Here is a 17,185-nt window from a genome sequence, read left to right as displayed (position 1 = left end):
GATATGGAATGTCAGTTCCCGTTAGTCAACCGCGCAATCATTCTGCCCGTTGGGCCACGACACCATGGACCAAAGCCATGCCGACGGCGAGCGACGCCGCCAGCGAGCGGAAGCCTGCGAAGTCCTGTTCCACAACTTCCAGCCAGGTGTCCGAGAACTTGACCAGCGGAGAAAAAGTGCTGTCGGTGATGGTGACGATCCGCGCGCGCCGCTCGTGGGCGACCGAGACGAGGTCGGGCGTGATCGAATTGTAGGGACTGAAGGAGACCGCCAGCACCGCGTCGCGTCTGCCGATGCAGCCGACCTGGTCGAGCGCGGTGGAGCCGACATTGTCGACCAGCACATTGCGCACGCCTTGCTGCGACAAGGTCAGCGAGAGATAGCTGGTGACGGGAAAGGCGCGCTTGGAGCCGATGACGTAGATCAGCTCGGCGGCCGAAAGCAACGCCACCATTTTCTCGAAGCTCTCGATATCGAAGCCGGTTTCGATGCGGCCGAGCGAGGCCTGCGAGGCGCCGACCATGCCGCGCAGGAAATGCAGGTCGGCATTGGATACGCGCGGCGTGCGTTCCTGGCCGCGCCCTTCCGGCCAGGACGCCTTGACATGGTCCTTGAATAGGCCCTGGAAATCGGAAAAGCCGGCATAGCCGAAGATCTGGGCGAAGCGCACCAGCGTCGAAGGCTGCACCCCTGCCTGCGCGGCGACCTGTGCGATGGTGCCGAGCGCGACGTCGCTCGGATGCTGCCACAGGAAGATCGCGACCTGGCGCAGCCGCTTGGGGAAATGGACCGTGCCCGACGACAGCACCGCGCGCAGTTCCTCGTAAGTCTGCGGCTTGATATAGCCGAGCGCCGCCAGCGAACGCCCGCGCTTGCGGGTCGCCGCCTCGTCGGCGCTGGACCGTCCGGATGATTTGCGCGTCCCGCTCATGATTTCAGGCTAGCGCGATACGATCGTTTTACAATATGAAAATTGGAAATCCTGTTCGAGGGTGGTAGCTGTTCTGCAGCGAAGAAGTTCGATGCATTCAACATAGCACCCTATGGCGCCCCCCTCTGTCCTGCCGGACATCTCCCCCACAAGGGGGAGATCGGATGTCACGCCGGCTTTCGCCAAATTGCCAGCGTTGCATGAAAGGCGTCGCGGTCGACGCTGCCAATCTCCCCCCTTGTGGGGGAGATGTCCGGCAGGACAGAGGGGGGCGCTACAGAACTCGACGGTGGGTGCTGGCTTAACATCCTTAAATCGGAGGAGACAAACATGGTTTATGCGACATCGGACGGATCGGCGGGCAAGCGTTTGCGCGTCGGCATGGTGGGAGGCGGGCAGGGCGCCTTCATCGGCGCGGTGCATCGCCTCGCCATGCGGCTCGACGACCAGATCGCGCTGGTGGCCGGAGCGCTGTCGTCCGACCCCGGGAACGCCGCCGCCTCGGCCGCCGAGATCGGCATCGCGCCGGAGCGCAGCTATGCCGATTACCGCATGATGGCCAAGGCGGAGGCGGCGCGCCCGGACGGCATCGAGGCGGTCGTCATCGTCACGCCCAACCACCTGCACGCGCCGGTCGCGACAGCCTTTCTGGAAGCCGGCATCGATGTGATCTGCGACAAGCCGCTGTCGACGACGCTGGGCGAGGCGCAAGCCCTGGTGGCGCTGACGCGGGAGAAAAATCGCCGCTTCGTCGTCACCCTCAACAACACCGGCTACGCCATGGTGCGCCAGGCGCGCGAGATGGTGGCGGCGGGCGAACTCGGCCGCATCGTCTCCGTGCACGGCGCCTATATCCAGGACTGGCTGACCAGGCCGATCGATGCCGACGGCCAGAAACAGGCGGAATGGCGCACCGACCCGGCGCGCGCGGGCCAGTCGGCGGTGCTGGCCGATATCGGCGTGCATGCCTTCAACCTGGCGAGTTTCATCAGCGGCCGCGAGGCCGAGACGGTGTCGGCCGACCTGTTCACCGCCGTGCCGGGACGGCGGCTCGATGACAACGCGCATGTGCTGGTGCGCTGGGCGGGCGGGGCACGCGGCACGATCCTGGCCAGCCAGACGTCGCCCGGCCACTATAATGATCTCTCCGTGCGCATCTATGGCGACAAGGCGGGGCTTGAATGGTCGGGCACGCGGCCCGAGGAACTGCGTTTCTCCAGATATGGCGAGGAAAGCCGCACGCTCGTGCGCGGCGGCCATGGCTCGACCGAGCAAAGCCGGCGCGTGTCACGCATGCCGGCCGCCCATCCCGAAGGCTATATCGAGGCCTTCGCCAATTTCTACCGCGACGCCGCCGACATCATCCGCGCGCATCGTTCGGGCGCTGCTGTCGATGCGGCCCGGGCGGCGCAGGTGCCCGATGTGGTCGACGGCGCGCGCGGCGTGAAGTTCGTCGCTGCGGCGGTGGAGTCGAACGCGGCTGATGGGGCGTGGACGGCGGCGAGGTTTGGGTGAGGGTGTGCCATCCAATGTGAAGTACGCCATCGCGGCCACGTCGACGGTGCCGCGCGGTTGATGGCGATCAAGAGTTGGCCGTCCATTCGGGCCGCGCTGAGTTCCGCCATTTTTCAGCTCGTTGCGAGGCTGGTTTCGAGGGCAGCAGCCGGTTGACTCTGCTTCCAAATCGTTGCCGCCGACCTTGCGCGAGGTGATTGCGACGCTATGTCAGGCGCATCCGCGTTGCTCCCCGCCCGCGCATTCGGCAATCTGTCGCTTCTTCGGCGTTGAAGGCTTGCTCCGATGGAACTCGGTCTCATTGGATACTACAGCGACTTCGTGGTTTACCCCCTGGCGATCGCCCTGCTGGCTGTGGCCGGGCTTATCGAGGCCGGCGAAGAGAGCGCGCCAGGCTGGCTGGCGACGGCGCTGGCGTGCCTGTGTCTGTGGACGCTGATCGAATACGTCATGCACCGCTTCGTCCTTCACCACATTCCCTGGATCAGGGATCTGCACGCCCGCCATCATGTCGAGGAGCGCAGTCCGGTGGGCACGCCGACCTGGCTCAGCCTCGGCGTGCATGCGCTTGTCGCGTTCTTTCCCGTATGGATGGTCTCGGATTTCGCGGTCGCCAGCGCGGCGAGCTGCGGGCTGATGCTGGGCTACCTATGGTACGTCAGCATCCACCATGTGATCCATCACTGGCATCCCACTCATCCGAGCTATCTCTACACGCTGAAGCGCCGCCACGCGCTGCATCATCATGTCGACGAAAACGTCAATTTCGGCGTGACGTCGCTGTTCTGGGATCGGGTCTTCGGCACGATGCGGCTCTGAAGCCAACTGGTGTGCGCCATTCGGGAAGCGCAGACAGCCATTCCCGCTTACAATTCCTTCTGCGCCAATTCCCTGAACTCGTCGGGCACCGAGCGGGCCGCCTCCAGCGCCACGGTGCCGTAGCCGACGGCCTGTTTGCCGAAACGCTCGCGGATCTTGTCGATGGCGCGGTCGGCGCCGAAGCGTGCGAGGCCCTTCCTGGTGCCGGGGCGGCGCTTTTCGTCGGCGAGGCCGAGCGGCAGTTCGAGCTGCAATTCGGCACTTTCCTCCAGATGCGAGACCGAGATCGCCAGCAGCGAAATCGTCCTGTCATGCGGATGATCGGCAAGCACGCCCCGCACCAGGTCTGTCGCGATCTCGGCCAGCATCACCGTCGCCGAGATCGGCTGGTCGAGCGTGATCGAGCGGGTGACGGCGCTGAGGTCGGCGAAGCGCACGCGCACCGTCACCGTGCGGCCGGGGCGCGCCTTGGCGCGCAGCCGGCTGGCGACCCGGTCGGCCAGATGCAGCAGGACGGGTATGTAGACGCATTCCAGTGCCGGCTTGCGGCCAAGCGCCGACTGGGCACCGGCCGAATGGGCGCGGCGACGTGTTTCCAATTTGCGCGGATCGCGGTTCCACGACAAGGCGGCAAGCTTTTCGCCGGCGGCAGGGCCGAGCAGCCGCGCCAGCGCGCCGCTGTGCGTCCTGGCCAGTTCGCCGATTGTCTGGACGCCGATCTCGGCCAGCCGCGCGCTGGTCGCCGGGCCGACGCCCCACATCAGGGAGACCGGCAGGTCATGCAGGAAGGCGATCTCGGTGCCGGGCTCGACCACCACCAGCCCATCGGGCTTGGCCACCTGCGAGGCGATCTTGGCCAGGTGCTTGGTGCGCGCCACGCCGATCGAGATCGGCAGGCCGAGTTCGCTTCGCACGCGGCGGCGAATGGTCGAGGCGATCTCCCGCGGCTGGCCGAACAGATGCGTGCAACCGGCGACATCGGCGAAGGCCTCGTCGATGGAGATGCGCTCGACCAGCGGCGTGAAATCGTCGAGCACCTTCATCGCGGCGTCGCCGAGCCGCTGGTAGTCGCGGAAATTTCCGCCGACGAAAATCAACTGCGGGCAGAGCTCGCGCGCCTTGCGCCCCGGCATGCCGCCGCGCACGCCGAAGGCGCGGGCTTCGTAGGAGGCGGCGAGCACGACGCCGCCGCCGACCGCGATCGGCTTGCCGCGCAGCGAGGGGTCGAGAAGCTGCTCGACCGAGGCGTAGAAAGCGTCGAGATCGGCATGCAGGATGGTGGGCTCCATCCCCGGTTCCTCGCGACGTTGTAGAGTATGGAACATAAAGAGAACAAACATTGCTCGCTGTCAAGCGAGGTCGCGATCCGCCGGAACATTGTCGCTCACAATCGCGTTGACGGCCGAAGGGCGCCGCGTGCGGAGGCTAGCATGGGCAACTTTGAAATGATCGATCTGGTTTGCGTCGTCAACGCCTGCTCGACCGACCGCGCCGCGGGGCGGCTGGTTTCGATGGCCAAGGCCGTGGAGGAATTGCGGGTGCTGACCGGCGATTTCGTCTCGGCCGACGAAACAGTCGCGAATGCGCTGAGTGAAGTCGCGCTGCAGTGCGGCTGCGCCGTGCTGTTCGATGAGCAGGCGGGCGCCGACATATTGCGCACGCCATAGCTCGTCGCCGGCGTGCTGCAATGCATCACGCAACCGTTCCAATTGCTTGTTTTTGCGCTATTCCGAACAGAGGGCCGTGACGCGCTTTCTGAGGCGCGTTGCCTGTGCGGGTCGTTGTCCCCGAGGCCGCCTTGGCGACATCCATCAACCGAGATGCTCCGCCCGCAGCGCCTGCTTGAGGCGCTCCAGCGCCGGCTCGCCGTCGGCAGCGAGCTTATCGGCGATCCTTGCCAGATCATCGTCGGCCTTGCGGTGCTTGCTGCCCCAGGCGCCGAGCGTGGCCAGCACGGGCACAAGGTCGATGCCGGCCTCGGTCAGGCGATAGATCGCCTTCAGCCCATGCGTGGGATCACCGCTGCGGGTGAGGATACCTTCGTCCTGCAATGTCTGGAGGCGCTCGGCCAGCGTACGCGAGGAAATGCCCTCATCGGATTGCAGGAATTCGCGAAAGTGCTTTTTTCCGGCGAAGACCAGGTCGCGGATGATGAGCAGCGTCCAGCGGTCGCCGAGCAGTTCGAGCGACAGGTTGATGGGGCAGCCAGACCGGTCCTGTGTCGACATGTGTATGGTTCCATTTTTAAATCGCTTTACTATTGACATCGTTTTCATCTCAGGTCAATAGTTCCAAATGTAAACCATCGGCAACCGTGCCGGCCGGACGGGTAAAACGAGCCGCTCGGCCCTTGACTGGGAGAACCATAATGAAAAAGCTGATCCTCCAGATGCAGATGTCGGTCGACGGTTTTGTCGGCGCCGCCGGGGATCATCGCTGGCAGCTCTGGGAATGGGGCGACGACAGCGCCTGGGACGAGGAGCTGAAGCGGGACTTCAACGCCGTCTTCGCCGGCATCGATACCATCCTCTTGAGCCGTAAGATGGCCGAGGAAGGCTACCTCGCCCATTGGGGCAATGCGGCGAAGAGATATCCGCGCGACCCGTTCTATGCTTTCGCCCAGCGCATCGTCGAGGCGAGGAAGGTGGTGCCGAGCGACAGGCTCAAGGCCTCGCGATGGGAGGGCACGACAGTGGTCAGCGGCGACCTGCCGCGGGAGGTCGACTTGCTGAAGAGGGGTGAGGGCGGCGACATCGCGGTGTTCGGCGGCGCCGGCTTCGCCTCGGCGCTGATCGCGGCCAGGCTGGTCGATGAGTTCCAGCTGTTCATCAACCCGGCCGTCCTGGGCGCCGGCCGCCGCATCTTCGACCAAGGCGGGTTCGGCAGGCTGCGGCTGCTCGGCTCGAAGGCCTATGCGAGCGGCATGGTGGTGAGCCGCTACGCGCCGGCCGGCTGACCGAAAGGCATCGCGCAATATTATACCTGCCTTGAGTTTTGGGCATGGTAGTCGGCGATGCAGGACCAAGCGCGAGGCCACTTTCTCCCAGGGGAGAAGGGATGACGCGCCTCAATGTACCCATTGGTCCACGCCTTGACCTCCCAATTCACTTGGCATCGTGAAAAATAATGCCGAGCGTGTGCCGCATGCCCGAGCGCAGGCGGCTGACGCCGTGGCGCAGATTGACGCGGTAATTGCCCTTGGTGCCCTGCACCGGCCGATTGTGGACGGCGAAGGAGACGGCATCGCCCTGGCGCAAGGGCACCACTTCCACCCGGCTCTGCATGCGCGGCCGCTGTTCGGTCAGGGCGAACTCGCCGCCGGTGAAATCCTCGCCGGGTTCTGAAAGCAGAACCGCCACCTGCAACGGAAAGGCGAGGTCGCCATAGAGGTCCTGGTGCAGGCAGTTGAAGTCGCCGGGCACATATTGCAGCAGAAGTGGCGTCGGCCTGACCTGGCCGGCGGCATGGCACTGTTCGAGAAAGGCGGCATGCGTTTCGGGATAGCGCATGGCGATGCCCATGCGCTCGTTCCACCGGTTGGCGACCTCGGCGAGCCTGGGATAGAGCGCCGTGCGCAGCCCGCCGATCAGGTCCGGCAAGGGGTAGCGGAAATAGCGGTATTCGCCCTTGCCGAAGCCGTGCCTGGCCATGTGGATATGGCTGCGGAAATGTTCTTCATGCGGATAGAGCCCGGCGAGTTGTCGGCACTCCTGCGGCGTGAGCAGCTTTTCCATCACCGCACAGCCGAAGCCGTCGAGTTCGGCGGCTAGGGCTGGCCAGTCGTAAGCGGCAACGCGTTCCTCGGCGGCTTTCACCACCGATGCCGCAACCTTGGCATGGGCGTTCATATCGCGGCCTCTTTGTCGAGCAAAGCGTGCTTGCGCTCAGTGCCCCAGCGGTAGCCGGAGGGCGTGCCGTCGGCGCGGACGACGCGGTGGCAGGGAATGCCGAGCGCGATCGCGTTAGCGGCGCAGGCCGTCGCCACGGCGCGGGCGCCGTTCGATTGGCCGAGACGCTGGGCAAGGGCGGCGTAGGTGATGGTTGCGCCGCGGCGGATGCTGCGAAGCTCGCCCCAAACTTTTTGCTGGAACGGCGTGCCGTGGCTGATGTCGAGCGGCAGGTCCAGGCCGGCGGCGGGCGTTTCGATGAAACATGCTATCGCCGCGAGATCGTCATGCAAGGCGGTCTCGTTCTCGACCAGCATCTTGCCGGGAAAGCGGCTGGCGAGGTCCTGCGCCAGCGCCTCTGCGTCGTCGCCGATCAGGATGGCGCAGACGCCGAGGGAACCGCGCGCGGCGAGGATTTTGCCGATCGCGGATTGGGCGATGGCGTAGGTGATGGTGTCGGCGCCGGAGGCTGTCGCCGGCGTGTGGGTTTGCATGAGGTTCATTGCTTCACTCCTTCTGTGTGCCTGAACCCTAGCCGCGTGCCTTCCGTTCCTCACTCCGATGGTTGCTTTCAAATTCAATTTCCGGAACGGTGCGGAGGTAAGTACCCTACGGCGCCCCCCCTCTGTCCTGCCGGACATCTCCCCCACGAGGGGGGAGATTGGCAATTTCGGCGCCCCACTCATTCCTGCAACGTCGTAGATTGGCGAAGGCGGTTGTGACAGCCAATCTCCCCCCAAGTGGGGGAGATGTCCGGCAGGACAGAGGGGGGCGCCGTAGAGCGCTGATTTATGCGATACGAATGACAGCAACCTCGCCAAGCAAAAAAACCTCGCCTGATAACAGCCGCAGTTCGATCTCGCCTGTCGCGCCACGGCTCCACTCGGCCTTGCCGCTCTCGACAAGCTCCCCGAGCGCAGCCATCACCAGCGACCGCGCATCTTTGGCGCGTCTGACGGCGCCGCGATGGGGGATCCCAATGTCCGCATCGGTGGTGGAAGATCTTGCCATCGCGCCCATTGCCGCTCCTCCTCAGGCCTCGCGGCCGAGCAGCGCGCGCTTGCGCTCCGCGCCCCAGGCGTAGCCGGACAGGGCGCCGTCCTTGCGGATCACGCGGTGGCAGGGAATGGCGACCGCGAGCGCGTTGGCGGCGCAGGCGCCGGCAACGGCGCGGGTCGCCTTCGGCGCGCCGATGCGCCCTGCTATCTCGGCATAGGAGACGGTGCGGCCGGCCGGGATGTCCCGCAGGGCCTGCCAGACGCGCTGCCGGAACGCGGTGCCGCGCAGGTCGAGCGGCAGGTCGAGACCAAGCCTTGGAGCCTCGACGAAACCGACGACGCGGGCGACGAGCGCCTCATAATCGCGGTCGGCGCCGATCAGGCGCGCCTTGGGGAAACGGTCCTGCAGGTCGCGCACCAGCGCGTCCGGGTCGTCGCCGAGCAGGATTGCGGCGACGCCCTTCCTGCTCGATGCGACAAGGATGGCGCCGAGCGAGCATTCGCCGACGGCGAAGCGGATCTCCTCGCTGGCGCCGCCGGCGCGGTAGCGCGTCGGCGTCATGCCGAGCATGCCGGCCGACTTCTCATAGAAGCGTCCGCTCGAATTGAAGCCGGCATCGTAGATCGCCGCTGTCACGCTGGCGCCGTCTTCCAGGCCCCGGCGCACCCTTTCGGCGCGCCGGGCGGCCGCGTAGTCCTTTGGCGTCAGGCCGGTGACGGCCTTGAAGGTGCGGTGGAAATAGCCGGCGCTGCGGCCGGCGGCGGCGGCCAGTTCACCGAGCGACGGTTCCTCCTCGCTCTGTTCGATCCTGCGGCAGGCCTCGGCCACCATCGCGGCGTTGCCGGCCTCGAGCGAAGGTCCGTCGGGATTGCAGCGCCGGCAGGCGCGAAAGCCGGTCGCCCTGGCCTCGTCCAGCGTGTCGTGGAGCTGCACGTTCTTCGGGTTGGCGCGCCGCGACGGGCAGGAGGGCCGGCAATAGACGCCGGTCGTCGCCACCGAATACCAGAAGCTGCCATCGGCCGATTTGTCGCGCGCCACGACTTGCGTCCAGCGCGGATCGTCGGCGACCGGCAGCGGCGCGGGTTTGAGATACTTGGCAAGGGTGATGAACATGGCCGGCATTGAAGCCGCAGACGACCCGCGTCGCCACCCGTTTCCTGCCAATTGAGAGGTGGACGCGAGCGTATTCGTCGGGACACACAAAGGATATGACAAGATTGATCCGGAGAAGGTGTGATGGAAAACATTCGACCTCTTAAGACCGAAGCCGATTACGATTGGGCAATTGCCGAAATCACCCAATATTTCGAGAACGAGCCGGAAATCGGCTCTCCCGATGGCGACCGATTTGATGTTCTCGCAACCCTGATCGAGGCCTATGAGGACAAGCACTATCCCATTGAAGCACCCGATCCCGTTGAAGCCATTCAATCCCACATGGAGTTGTTCAACTTGCCGCGAAAGGCTCTGGCCGAGGTGATCGGATCATCACCCCGGGCAACGGAGGTGCTGAACAGGAAGCGGGCCTTGACCCTGGACATGGTCTTCAAACTGAACAAGGAATGGAACATTCCGGCCGAAATCCTCGTGCAACCCTATCATCTTGCAAATGATCGGGGTCGAAAGCGCGCCTAACGGGCTCCAGAATCCTACGCCGCCCGTTTGGGCTCGACCGCGAACGGGCTGAGGCCGAGCCAGGTCTGCATCTTCCTTGCGATGTGCTGATCGCCGGTCAAGGCGACCTTCGCGCCGGCCTTCTCGACGGTGATCAATCCCATCCAGATCGCCGTCATCGTGTGCAGGTCGGTCGAGACGTAGAGGTCGATATCGAAGCCCGGATCGTACCAGCACAGATCGACCTCGCCATGCTTTTCGACGATCAGCCACCACGACCGTTTGGACGCCGGCAGCTCCTGGTACAGGAATTGTATCACGGTGCGCCCGTCGGGCAGCGGCGAGGGGTTCAGATTGCGCCGCATGTCCCACATCAGCAGCGACGGATCGAGGTTCTTGAGGGACAGCCGGGACTCGACCCATTTCTGTCCCCAAAAGCCCATCGCCTCGACGACGGGGCGCAAATCCCGGCCGGCCTCCGTCAGCCGGTATTCGGAGATGCCCTTCTCGCCCGGCACCTCCTTGCGCTCGACGATCCCGGCGAGCTCGAGCTCCTTCAGCCGTTGCGACAGAAGGCTGGGCGACATTTTGGGGACGCCGCGACGCAGGTCGTTGAAACGGGTCGAACCCGCCACCAATTCGCGCATCAGCACCATCGTCCAGCGGGTGCACAGCACCTCGGCGGCCATCGATAGCGGGCAGAACTGCTTGTATCCGTGCTGGGCCATGATCCGACGTCCTCCCTCGAAACTGGGCTGAACATTAGGCCTTCATGAAGGAAGCGGCCAGTACGGAAACTGTACCGGCCCGGTACAGATCGCGGACTGGCCGGCGCCGGCCCTGCCATGCGAGCCCTTTGACCGGCCGCGGGGATCTCCCCTGTGCGCCGTAACAGGGAGAATACCATGACCACATACGTGATCGCAGACATCAAGGTGAAGAACCCGCAGTGGATGCCGGCCTACGCCGTATCGGTGCACGACCTCGTCCACAAGCATGGCGGCAAGTATCTGTCGCGCAGCGGCAATGTGAAGACGCTTGAAGGCAAGCCGCTCGACACCACTCTGATCGCGCTGATGGCATTCCCGTCGGAAGCGGCGGCGCGCGCCTTCGCCAACGATCCGGCCTACGCGCCCTTCGTCTCGGCCCGTCAGGACGGTAGCGACAGCCGCTTCCAGATGATCGACAACACCGACCTGGCGGGGACGATCCCGTATCTGCCGAAGGGATGAAGCTTTCCTCCATCCGTCGCATCGCTTTCGGGTGCTCCGAGCAACGACAATCACGGCGCTTGCCTGCCGCGCCTCCGTATTTCCGGCGGTCAGCGCGCTGGGCCTTTTCAAGAAGAATGGAATGAACATGATACGCAAATTCCGCAACGGGCTTCTCATGGCGGGGGCCATGCTGGCCGCCTGCGCCACCTTCGCCCACGCCCATCAGCAAGAGGCCGTGCCTGCATCCGGCGCGAATCCACTGGCCGGCAAGGTGCGGGCGGCGAACAGCCGGTTCCTCGACGCCAAGGTCGCCACGGACGAAGGCTATGCGCCCATTCCCTGCGCCAGCGGCATCACCGGCGGCGCGATGGGCATTCACTATGTCAACGGGCAATACCTGAAGGACGACAAGATCGACATCGCGCGTCCCGAGGCCGTGATGTACGAGCCGATGGCCGACGGCACACTGAAGCTGGTGGCGGTCGAATACATCACCGCCAAGGGGCCGGCGTCACTGGACGGCCAATTGTTCAACTTCAACAGTGCGCCCAACCGTTACGGCCTGGGCGAATTCTACGAGCTGCATGTCTGGGCCTGGAAGGGCAACCCGACCGGCACCTTCGCCGACATGAACCCGAAAGTGTCGTGCGAACACGCGGCGGCACCCAGCCAGTAAGCAATGAAGCCAGGCGGTGCAGGCCGCCTGGCTCGACGCTGTCCGCTCCGGCCGTTATCGCGGCGCGGGATTAGGGGCCGCCAATCCCGTATCGGAAGTCTGTTGGGCCACGTCGGAAGCCTGCCGCCCGGATGCCGGTAGAACGAAGCGTCCGGTCAGGTACCAGAGCAGAGAGACCACGAGGATCGACAGGTAGCCGTCCACGGCATAGTGCCAGCCGGTATAGACCGAGCCGAACAGGATGAGTGCGGCGAACGACCAGCCTGCAACGGCCCAGCGGCGACCAAAGCCGGTGAGGAAGAAGGCATTGAGCGTGACGATGGCGACATGCATGCTTGGCATCGCCGTGATGCCGCTGCCCAGCGCGGAGCTGCCGCTGTCGTGTGCATCGAGCAGATAGCTGGCGGCGAACCGCACCGGTAAGGCATACGGGTCTGCCATCAGCGCTGCGAGCACCCCGGCAAATCGGCTGCCGCCATAGAACCGGTCGTAGAATATCGGCCCGCTGGATGACAGCATGATTGGAAGAACGGTGCCACACAACACCATGGTGAGCGCGAACGCCCAGAGATAGCGGATGCGCCGGGCGGGACTGTTCCAGAAGGCGACGAAGAGCACGACGCCAAGCCATTGCATGAACCACCAGGACATATAGGCCTTGAAAACCAGCATGGAGGCGGGCTCTGAAACGATGCCGTGCGTCCATACCCAAGGATCGACGCCGTGCAGCCAACGATCGAGGTCGGCCAGCATGGGATCGGCATAGTAAGGCACGATCTCCGGTATGGTGATCCTGAATGTCGTGAAAGCGATGATGCCGAGAAAGAATAGCAAGACGACCCGCGCGGCCGCCGGCCCGCGTTCCTTGAGTATGTGCACCATGAATCTTGTCGGCCTGGGCCCGCCATACACCAATGCCGTCAACCCGAGGCCAACCACCAGCAGCACCGGCAGCAAGCCGAGGAATGTCCCGAAGTACTTTATGGACAGCAGAAGATATCGCTCAGGCCGCAGGCAAAGCGCCGTCGCGACGCAGACCAGGCACAGGCCCGTCAGCAGCCAGCTGCTTCTGGTTGTCGCCACGCCAAGATCAACAGTGGAAACCGATCGGAGATCGCCGCCCTGTGTTCCGGTGTGCCCACTCATCAGGGAGGTCCCGCCAGCTTTCGAACTTGTTATGATTGTTCTGGCGGCAACGTATTAATATCTTGTTGCACCCGTAATGGTGTCTGGTTTCCAATATAATACTCAATAGTGTAGTATTGTATTCAAATACGGGCTGAGGTCGATGGCGGTGCTGGCCCTGTGTTGGGTTGCTGCCAAGAGGCCTTTCGTCACGCACGTGCAATCGAGAGGGACCACTGCCTGGACGGCGATGGTCCCTCTCATTCAAGCCGCCTTGATCAGGCCGAGCTGGGTCAACGCCGCGACGCCGTCGTCGAGGCCGATCTCCTCGACGATCCTGCCCTCGATCACCTTCAGCACCGTGGTGCCGGTGAAGCGCATGGTGCGGCCGGTGGCGGCGGGCAGCGAACCGACGAGGAAATCGCTGAAGGCCGGACCGGCATGGGTGCCGCCGCCTTCCCACTGGCCGACGACATAGTCGCCTTCGGCGATGAGGTCGGCGGTGGCCCAGAAGTTGAGGTCCGGGAAGGCAGCGCGGAAATCGGTCATGAAGGCCTTGATGTCGTCGCGGCCGCGGCGCGGTTCGTGCAGCGAATATTTCAGGAGCATGTCGGGCGCGGCGATGGCGTCGACGACGGAAAGATCGCAGGTTTCACCCCAGAAATCGGTGAACCATCTGACGACGACGGCCTTGTTGTCTTCCTGTTTGGTCATGGGGAAAGTCCTCTTATGTTTGCACGAGATCGCCAGGGCGGGCGGCGACCCCGCGCAACCACTAGGAGGATCGGCGGGCGGGCAAACTCCGCTTCTTGCCCGCCAATCGAAAGTCGGGACCGCAAGCGAGGAACGCGGCGGAGCCACCGGCGCGGTAACGCTTTCTTCTCTGGTTTTGCCGCAGATTGCCCCGCGGCGGGGTTGGACGAAACGGAAGATGGCGGGTCAGGACAAGAAAAGCCGTGATGGAACGTTCTGGGAGAAGGCCCTGGAGCGCGCCCAACTTGGCGTCTGGGACTGGGACCTTCGGACAGGCGAGTGTTTCTATTCCGCCACCTGGGCGCGGATGCTGGGCTATGACGAAAGCGAGCTCGCCAACAGCAGCGACCTCTGGCTGCGGCTTACCCATCCCGACGATCGCGAGCAGGCGCTGGCCAGCGGCGACCGTCACATCGCCGGCCTGACCGACACCATCGAGACCGAGCTCAGGCTCCGGCACAAGCAAGGCCACTGGGTCTGGGTGCTCGACCGCGGCGGCATCGTCGAACGCGACGGCGACGGCCAGCCGATCCGGCTGATGGGCGTGCAGACCGATATTTCGAAACAGAAGGCGGCAGAGGCCGCGCTGGAACAGGTCAACATCCGCTTCCGCCTGGCGCTCGCGGCCAGCGGCACCGGCATCTGGCACTACGACATCGCCAGCAACAAAAGCTATTGGGATTTCCGCACCAGGGAAATTTTCGGCCTTGTCGCCGTTACCGACGAGGTGACGGCCGACCTGTGGCACAGCTACCTGCATCCCGACGACAAGCAGGCGGCCGAACGCGCCCACAGGGCGCCGCTGGAAACCGACGGCGTCATTGCCGCGCAATACCGCATCATCAGGCGCGACGGCGAGATCCGTCATGTCGAATCGTTGGTGCGTTTCGTCGCCGCCGCTGGTGCCGCCGGCCAGATCCTCGGCACGGTGCGCGACATCACCGAGGACAAGCTGCGCGAACAGGAACTGGCCTATGCCGCCCGCCACGACGCGCTGACCGGCCTGTGGAACCGCGCCGCCTTCGACAGGCTGCTTGGCGAGCATATCGCGGCGGGAGCGCCGCTGGCGGTGTTCTATGTCGACCTTGATTACTTCAAGGCGCTCAACGACTTCGCCGGGCATGCCGCCGGCGACCTGGCGCTGAAGAGCGTCGCGGGGGGCATACGCGGCTGCCTGCCGCCGTCGGCGCATGCGGCGCGCCTGGGCGGTGACGAGTTCGCGCTGCTGGTGCCGCATTGCGACGCGGTGCAGGCCGAGCGGATCGCCGGCGCCGTGCTTGGGGCGGTGCGCGAGGCCGATCTCGGCCCGGCCGCATCATCGCGCCGACTGGCGGCCTCGATCGGCATCGCCTTCATCGATGATGCCACGACCACCGTGGCCGATGCGCTGGCTTGCGCCGACGACGCCTGCTACGCGGCCAAGGCGGCGGGACGCAACCGCTTCGCGGTGTTTTCGGCCGCGGCGCGATCGGGGGCAGCCGGACTCAACGCGGCGCGCATCGCAGCCGACACCGTCGATGCCATGGACGACGGGCGGCTGAAACTGTTCGGCCAGGAAATCCATCTCCTGGGAAAGCCATGGCAAGAGTGCCGGCACGTCGAGGTGCTGGCGAGGCTCGCCGCGCGCAACGGGCGGCTGGTGCCGCCGGGCGAATTCATCCCGGTGGCCGAGCGTTTCGGTATCGCCTCGAAACTCGACCGCTGGATCATTCGCACGGCGCTGTTGCGGCACGGACCGGCGCTGCGTGCCGGGGCGCTGACGCTGGGCTTCAACCTGTCGGCTCAGACATTGAGCGATCCGGGGCTGTGGGATTTCGTCGACAACACCATCGAGGAAACCGGTGCGCCGCATTCCGGCATCGGATTCGAGATCACCGAAACCGCGGCCGTCACCAATTTCGATGCCGCGGAGGACTTCGTGCGCAAGGCGCGTGAGCGACGCTGCCGGGTCAGCCTCGACGATTTCGGCGCCGGCATGAGCTCGTTCGAGTATCTCAGGCGCTTTCCCGTCGATGCGATCAAGATCGACGGCTCGTTCATCGAACATATCACCGACAGCCGCTTCGACCGCGAGATCGTGCTGGCGATGACCGGCATTGCCAGAAGCCTCGACTTCGCCGTGGTAGGCGAGAAGATCGAACGGCACGATACGCTGGCGATGCTCCAGGACATGGGGGTCGCCTACGGTCAGGGCTTCTTTCTGCATCGTCCCGAGCCGCTGGAGGCGATCGTTTCGCGCGCGACGGCCGGAACGCCCGACAGGCGGCGCGCCTGAAGCGGGCAAGCCGCCCGCCAGAATCGCCGAGCCACTCCAACACTCCATTAGGCAATCCCGAAGAGCTGTTAAGCACGGCCCTGGAACGGCTCCGGGAGGTCGGCCGGGCGCGGTGGAACGATCACTGGCGGTCGGCGAACCGTGCCGATCGCGGAAACTCCAACACCTCTGCCTCCGATCGCCTGTGCTGCGCCTCCGCGACCGCTTCGATCAGCAGGTCGAGGGCTTCGCATGCCGAGCGGCTTGTCTCGTCGTCGCCGCGCAAATAGTGATAGGCGCGTTCGAGATGCACCCGGGCGGCTGAAAAATCGCTGGTCAATGATCCCTCCATTACCTCGCCCTAATATACCTTGGCCGGTCCGGCGGAACGCAGGGTAAATATCCACAGGCGGATTTTATTCAAATGCCGGGGGATTCCGGCAAGAAGGGCGAGGCGGTGGCTGTCAGGAGAGACAACGCCCAACCCCTTTGCCATGCCTTGCCACGCGGCTAGAATGCTACTCCCTTGTCCGAGGATGGCAGCCATGATCGTCCAGGCCTGCATCAATGGCGCACGACCGCGCGATTTTCATCCGAAATTGCCGCTGACGGCGCAGGCGATGGCGAGCGATGCGGCCGCCTGCGTCGTCGCGGGCGCAGCCGAGCTGCACATCCATCCGCGTGGCGCGGACGGGCGCGAGAGCCTGGCCGCCGTCGACGCGACCGTGCTGGCGGTGCGTCGGGCCTGTCCCGGCACGCCGATCGGCGTGTCGACAGGCGCCTGGATCGAGAATGACGTCGAGCGCACCCGCGCGGCGATCGCCGGCTGGCGCGAACTGCCAGATTATGCCTCGGTCAATCTTTCGGAGGCCGACGCGCCCGGCGTGATGGAGCTTTTGCGCCAGCGCGGCGTCGGCATCGAGGCCGGCCTTGCCACAACGGAAGATGCCGAGCGGTTCGTCAGTCTTGCCGATCACGACCGGGTGCTGCGCATCCTGATCGAGATCGACATACAGGAATTGCCCGCCGCACTCGCCGAGGCGCACGGCATCGTCGCCGCGCTGGACCGCGCCGGGGTGCGGCGGCCGATCCTGCTGCACGGCGCCGACGCCACGGTCTGGCCGTTCGTGGAGCTGGCGCGTCGAAGGCGCTGGTCGACGCGGGTCGGACTGGAAGACGGCAGGACGCTTCCCGATGGAAAGGTGGCGCTGGACAATGCGGAGATCGTCGCGGCGACGGCGGCGGTGTTTTGGTCGAAAACCTGAAGGGTCTCAAGCGCCTTGGCTGTGCAGCCGGTGCGACAAGCCGACCCGACCTGCTCCGCCATAAATCGTTCTCACTCGAGGCGCAGCTAAATAAAGGCAAATTCGGCCTGGCGCGGGGAGCCTTGTGCAACTG

At 64.9% G+C, this 17,185-nt stretch carries 20 protein-coding genes; 9 read left to right on the top strand and 11 right to left on the bottom strand.

What is annotated here, in order from left to right; genetic code table 11:
- Positions 1 to 37 precede the first annotated feature (37 nt).
- Positions 38 to 931, bottom strand: a complete 894-nt coding sequence (locus FJ490_RS14600) for a MurR/RpiR family transcriptional regulator (protein WP_140670998.1) — start codon at positions 929 to 931, stop codon at positions 38 to 40.
- Positions 932 to 1,261: 330 nt separating this feature from the next.
- Between FJ490_RS14600 and FJ490_RS14590 the strand changes: the two genes are divergently transcribed.
- The gene (locus FJ490_RS14590; RefSeq protein ID WP_140728506.1) at positions 1,262 to 2,446 is read left to right on the top strand and encodes a Gfo/Idh/MocA family oxidoreductase; all 1,185 of its coding nucleotides are present in this window, start codon (positions 1,262 to 1,264) and stop codon (positions 2,444 to 2,446) included.
- A gap of 285 nt (positions 2,447 to 2,731) precedes the next feature.
- Positions 2,732 to 3,265 carry a sterol desaturase family protein gene (locus tag FJ490_RS14585; protein WP_140500066.1) on the top strand — a complete coding sequence of 178 codons (534 nt, stop codon included), beginning with the start codon at positions 2,732 to 2,734 and terminating at the stop codon, positions 3,263 to 3,265.
- Positions 3,266 to 3,312: 47 nt separating this feature from the next.
- On the opposite strand, the gene dinB is transcribed toward FJ490_RS14585, so the two are convergent.
- Positions 3,313 to 4,554 (bottom strand): DNA polymerase IV, encoded by a 1,242-nt coding sequence (gene dinB, locus FJ490_RS14580; protein ID WP_140500065.1) that lies wholly within the window; start codon positions 4,552 to 4,554, stop codon positions 3,313 to 3,315.
- A gap of 141 nt (positions 4,555 to 4,695) precedes the next feature.
- On the opposite strand from dinB, the gene FJ490_RS14575 reads away from it, so the two are divergent.
- Complete coding sequence (locus tag FJ490_RS14575; protein ID WP_140500063.1) at positions 4,696 to 4,932, top strand: hypothetical protein; 237 nt, start codon at positions 4,696 to 4,698, stop codon at positions 4,930 to 4,932.
- A 144-nt stretch (positions 4,933 to 5,076) separates the two neighbouring features.
- Here FJ490_RS14575 and FJ490_RS14570 read toward each other — a convergent pair whose 3' ends face one another.
- Positions 5,077 to 5,493 carry a helix-turn-helix domain-containing protein gene (locus FJ490_RS14570; RefSeq protein WP_140657689.1) on the bottom strand — a complete coding sequence of 139 codons (417 nt, stop codon included), beginning with the start codon at positions 5,491 to 5,493 and terminating at the stop codon, positions 5,077 to 5,079.
- A gap of 140 nt (positions 5,494 to 5,633) precedes the next feature.
- Here FJ490_RS14570 and FJ490_RS14565 point away from each other — a divergent pair, with 140 nt between their 5' ends.
- Entirely contained in the window at positions 5,634 to 6,221 is a 588-nt protein-coding gene (locus tag FJ490_RS14565; protein ID WP_140657691.1) for a dihydrofolate reductase family protein, read from the top strand.
- 148 nt (positions 6,222 to 6,369) lie between these two features.
- On the opposite strand, the gene FJ490_RS14560 is transcribed toward FJ490_RS14565, so the two are convergent.
- From FJ490_RS14560 to ada, 4 genes are all read right to left on the bottom strand, one after another.
- A complete protein-coding gene (locus FJ490_RS14560; protein WP_140657692.1) occupies positions 6,370 to 7,113 on the bottom strand; it encodes a 2OG-Fe(II) oxygenase in 744 nt (247 codons plus the stop codon).
- A complete protein-coding gene (locus FJ490_RS14555; RefSeq protein WP_140557843.1) occupies positions 7,110 to 7,655 on the bottom strand; it encodes a methylated-DNA--[protein]-cysteine S-methyltransferase in 546 nt (181 codons plus the stop codon). The genes FJ490_RS14560 and FJ490_RS14555 overlap by 4 nt, the downstream gene beginning before the upstream one ends.
- 286 nt (positions 7,656 to 7,941) lie before the next feature.
- Positions 7,942 to 8,172 (bottom strand): hypothetical protein, encoded by a 231-nt coding sequence (locus FJ490_RS14545; RefSeq protein ID WP_140500055.1) that lies wholly within the window; start codon positions 8,170 to 8,172, stop codon positions 7,942 to 7,944.
- A gap of 12 nt (positions 8,173 to 8,184) precedes the next feature.
- Positions 8,185 to 9,264 (bottom strand): bifunctional DNA-binding transcriptional regulator/O6-methylguanine-DNA methyltransferase Ada, encoded by a 1,080-nt coding sequence (ada, locus tag FJ490_RS14540; RefSeq protein WP_181165265.1) that lies wholly within the window; start codon positions 9,262 to 9,264, stop codon positions 8,185 to 8,187.
- A gap of 123 nt (positions 9,265 to 9,387) precedes the next feature.
- Between ada and FJ490_RS14535 the strand changes: the two genes are divergently transcribed.
- Complete coding sequence (locus FJ490_RS14535) at positions 9,388 to 9,786, top strand: type II toxin-antitoxin system HigA family antitoxin (RefSeq protein WP_140561099.1); 399 nt, start codon at positions 9,388 to 9,390, stop codon at positions 9,784 to 9,786.
- A gap of 14 nt (positions 9,787 to 9,800) precedes the next feature.
- Here FJ490_RS14535 and FJ490_RS14530 read toward each other — a convergent pair whose 3' ends face one another.
- Entirely contained in the window at positions 9,801 to 10,493 is a 693-nt protein-coding gene (locus tag FJ490_RS14530) for a helix-turn-helix domain-containing protein (RefSeq protein ID WP_140500050.1), read from the bottom strand.
- Positions 10,494 to 10,670: 177 nt separating this feature from the next.
- Here FJ490_RS14530 and FJ490_RS14525 point away from each other — a divergent pair, with 177 nt between their 5' ends.
- Both FJ490_RS14525 and FJ490_RS14520 read left to right on the top strand, forming a co-directional pair.
- Positions 10,671 to 10,997, top strand: coding sequence for a DUF1330 domain-containing protein (locus FJ490_RS14525; RefSeq protein WP_140728448.1), 327 nt, complete (start codon positions 10,671 to 10,673; stop codon positions 10,995 to 10,997).
- 121 nt (positions 10,998 to 11,118) lie between these two features.
- Positions 11,119 to 11,655, top strand: a complete 537-nt coding sequence (locus FJ490_RS14520) for a hypothetical protein (protein ID WP_181165266.1) — start codon at positions 11,119 to 11,121, stop codon at positions 11,653 to 11,655.
- A 54-nt stretch (positions 11,656 to 11,709) separates the two neighbouring features.
- Here FJ490_RS14520 and FJ490_RS14515 read toward each other — a convergent pair whose 3' ends face one another.
- Entirely contained in the window at positions 11,710 to 12,801 is a 1,092-nt protein-coding gene (locus tag FJ490_RS14515) for a phosphatase PAP2 family protein (RefSeq protein ID WP_140728449.1), read from the bottom strand.
- 243 nt (positions 12,802 to 13,044) lie between these two features.
- Positions 13,045 to 13,494 carry an ester cyclase gene (locus FJ490_RS14510; protein ID WP_140630666.1) on the bottom strand — a complete coding sequence of 150 codons (450 nt, stop codon included), beginning with the start codon at positions 13,492 to 13,494 and terminating at the stop codon, positions 13,045 to 13,047.
- Positions 13,495 to 13,711: 217 nt separating this feature from the next.
- Here FJ490_RS14510 and FJ490_RS14505 point away from each other — a divergent pair, with 217 nt between their 5' ends.
- A complete protein-coding gene (locus FJ490_RS14505; RefSeq protein ID WP_140728450.1) occupies positions 13,712 to 15,808 on the top strand; it encodes an EAL domain-containing protein in 2,097 nt (698 codons plus the stop codon).
- Positions 15,809 to 15,929: 121 nt separating this feature from the next.
- On the opposite strand, the gene FJ490_RS14500 is transcribed toward FJ490_RS14505, so the two are convergent.
- Complete coding sequence (locus tag FJ490_RS14500) at positions 15,930 to 16,127, bottom strand: hypothetical protein (RefSeq protein WP_181165267.1); 198 nt, start codon at positions 16,125 to 16,127, stop codon at positions 15,930 to 15,932.
- 205 nt (positions 16,128 to 16,332) lie between these two features.
- Between FJ490_RS14500 and FJ490_RS14495 the strand changes: the two genes are divergently transcribed.
- Entirely contained in the window at positions 16,333 to 17,052 is a 720-nt protein-coding gene (locus tag FJ490_RS14495) for a 3-keto-5-aminohexanoate cleavage protein (RefSeq protein WP_140516022.1), read from the top strand.
- Positions 17,053 to 17,185 lie beyond the last annotated feature (133 nt).

This window comes from Mesorhizobium sp. B2-5-11 (assembly GCF_006440835.1).
Taxonomy (GTDB): domain Bacteria; phylum Pseudomonadota; class Alphaproteobacteria; order Rhizobiales; family Rhizobiaceae; genus Mesorhizobium.
This window is presented reverse-complemented; position numbering and strand designations above follow the sequence as displayed.

Coding starts and splice junctions, on each gene's coding strand:
- FJ490_RS14560 (WP_140657692.1), bottom strand. CDS start 7,113: ATGAACGCCCATGCCAAGGTTGCGGCATCGGTGGTGAAAGCCGCCGAG.
- FJ490_RS14570 (WP_140657689.1), bottom strand. CDS start 5,493: ATGTCGACACAGGACCGGTCTGGCTGCCCCATCAACCTGTCGCTCGAA.
- FJ490_RS14530 (WP_140500050.1), bottom strand. CDS start 10,493: ATGGCCCAGCACGGATACAAGCAGTTCTGCCCGCTATCGATGGCCGCC.
- FJ490_RS14565 (WP_140657691.1), top strand. CDS start 5,634: ATGAAAAAGCTGATCCTCCAGATGCAGATGTCGGTCGACGGTTTTGTC.
- FJ490_RS14520 (WP_181165266.1), top strand. CDS start 11,119: ATGAACATGATACGCAAATTCCGCAACGGGCTTCTCATGGCGGGGGCC.
- FJ490_RS14515 (WP_140728449.1), bottom strand. CDS start 12,801: ATGAGTGGGCACACCGGAACACAGGGCGGCGATCTCCGATCGGTTTCC.
- FJ490_RS14510 (WP_140630666.1), bottom strand. CDS start 13,494: ATGACCAAACAGGAAGACAACAAGGCCGTCGTCGTCAGATGGTTCACC.
- FJ490_RS14600 (WP_140670998.1), bottom strand. CDS start 931: ATGAGCGGGACGCGCAAATCATCCGGACGGTCCAGCGCCGACGAGGCG.
- FJ490_RS14575 (WP_140500063.1), top strand. CDS start 4,696: ATGGGCAACTTTGAAATGATCGATCTGGTTTGCGTCGTCAACGCCTGC.
- dinB (WP_140500065.1), bottom strand. CDS start 4,554: ATGGAGCCCACCATCCTGCATGCCGATCTCGACGCTTTCTACGCCTCG.
- FJ490_RS14545 (WP_140500055.1), bottom strand. CDS start 8,172: ATGGGCGCGATGGCAAGATCTTCCACCACCGATGCGGACATTGGGATC.
- FJ490_RS14495 (WP_140516022.1), top strand. CDS start 16,333: ATGATCGTCCAGGCCTGCATCAATGGCGCACGACCGCGCGATTTTCAT.
- ada (WP_181165265.1), bottom strand. CDS start 9,264: ATGTTCATCACCCTTGCCAAGTATCTCAAACCCGCGCCGCTGCCGGTC.
- FJ490_RS14505 (WP_140728450.1), top strand. CDS start 13,712: ATGGCGGGTCAGGACAAGAAAAGCCGTGATGGAACGTTCTGGGAGAAG.
- FJ490_RS14585 (WP_140500066.1), top strand. CDS start 2,732: ATGGAACTCGGTCTCATTGGATACTACAGCGACTTCGTGGTTTACCCC.
- FJ490_RS14590 (WP_140728506.1), top strand. CDS start 1,262: ATGGTTTATGCGACATCGGACGGATCGGCGGGCAAGCGTTTGCGCGTC.
- FJ490_RS14555 (WP_140557843.1), bottom strand. CDS start 7,655: ATGAACCTCATGCAAACCCACACGCCGGCGACAGCCTCCGGCGCCGAC.
- FJ490_RS14535 (WP_140561099.1), top strand. CDS start 9,388: ATGGAAAACATTCGACCTCTTAAGACCGAAGCCGATTACGATTGGGCA.
- FJ490_RS14525 (WP_140728448.1), top strand. CDS start 10,671: ATGACCACATACGTGATCGCAGACATCAAGGTGAAGAACCCGCAGTGG.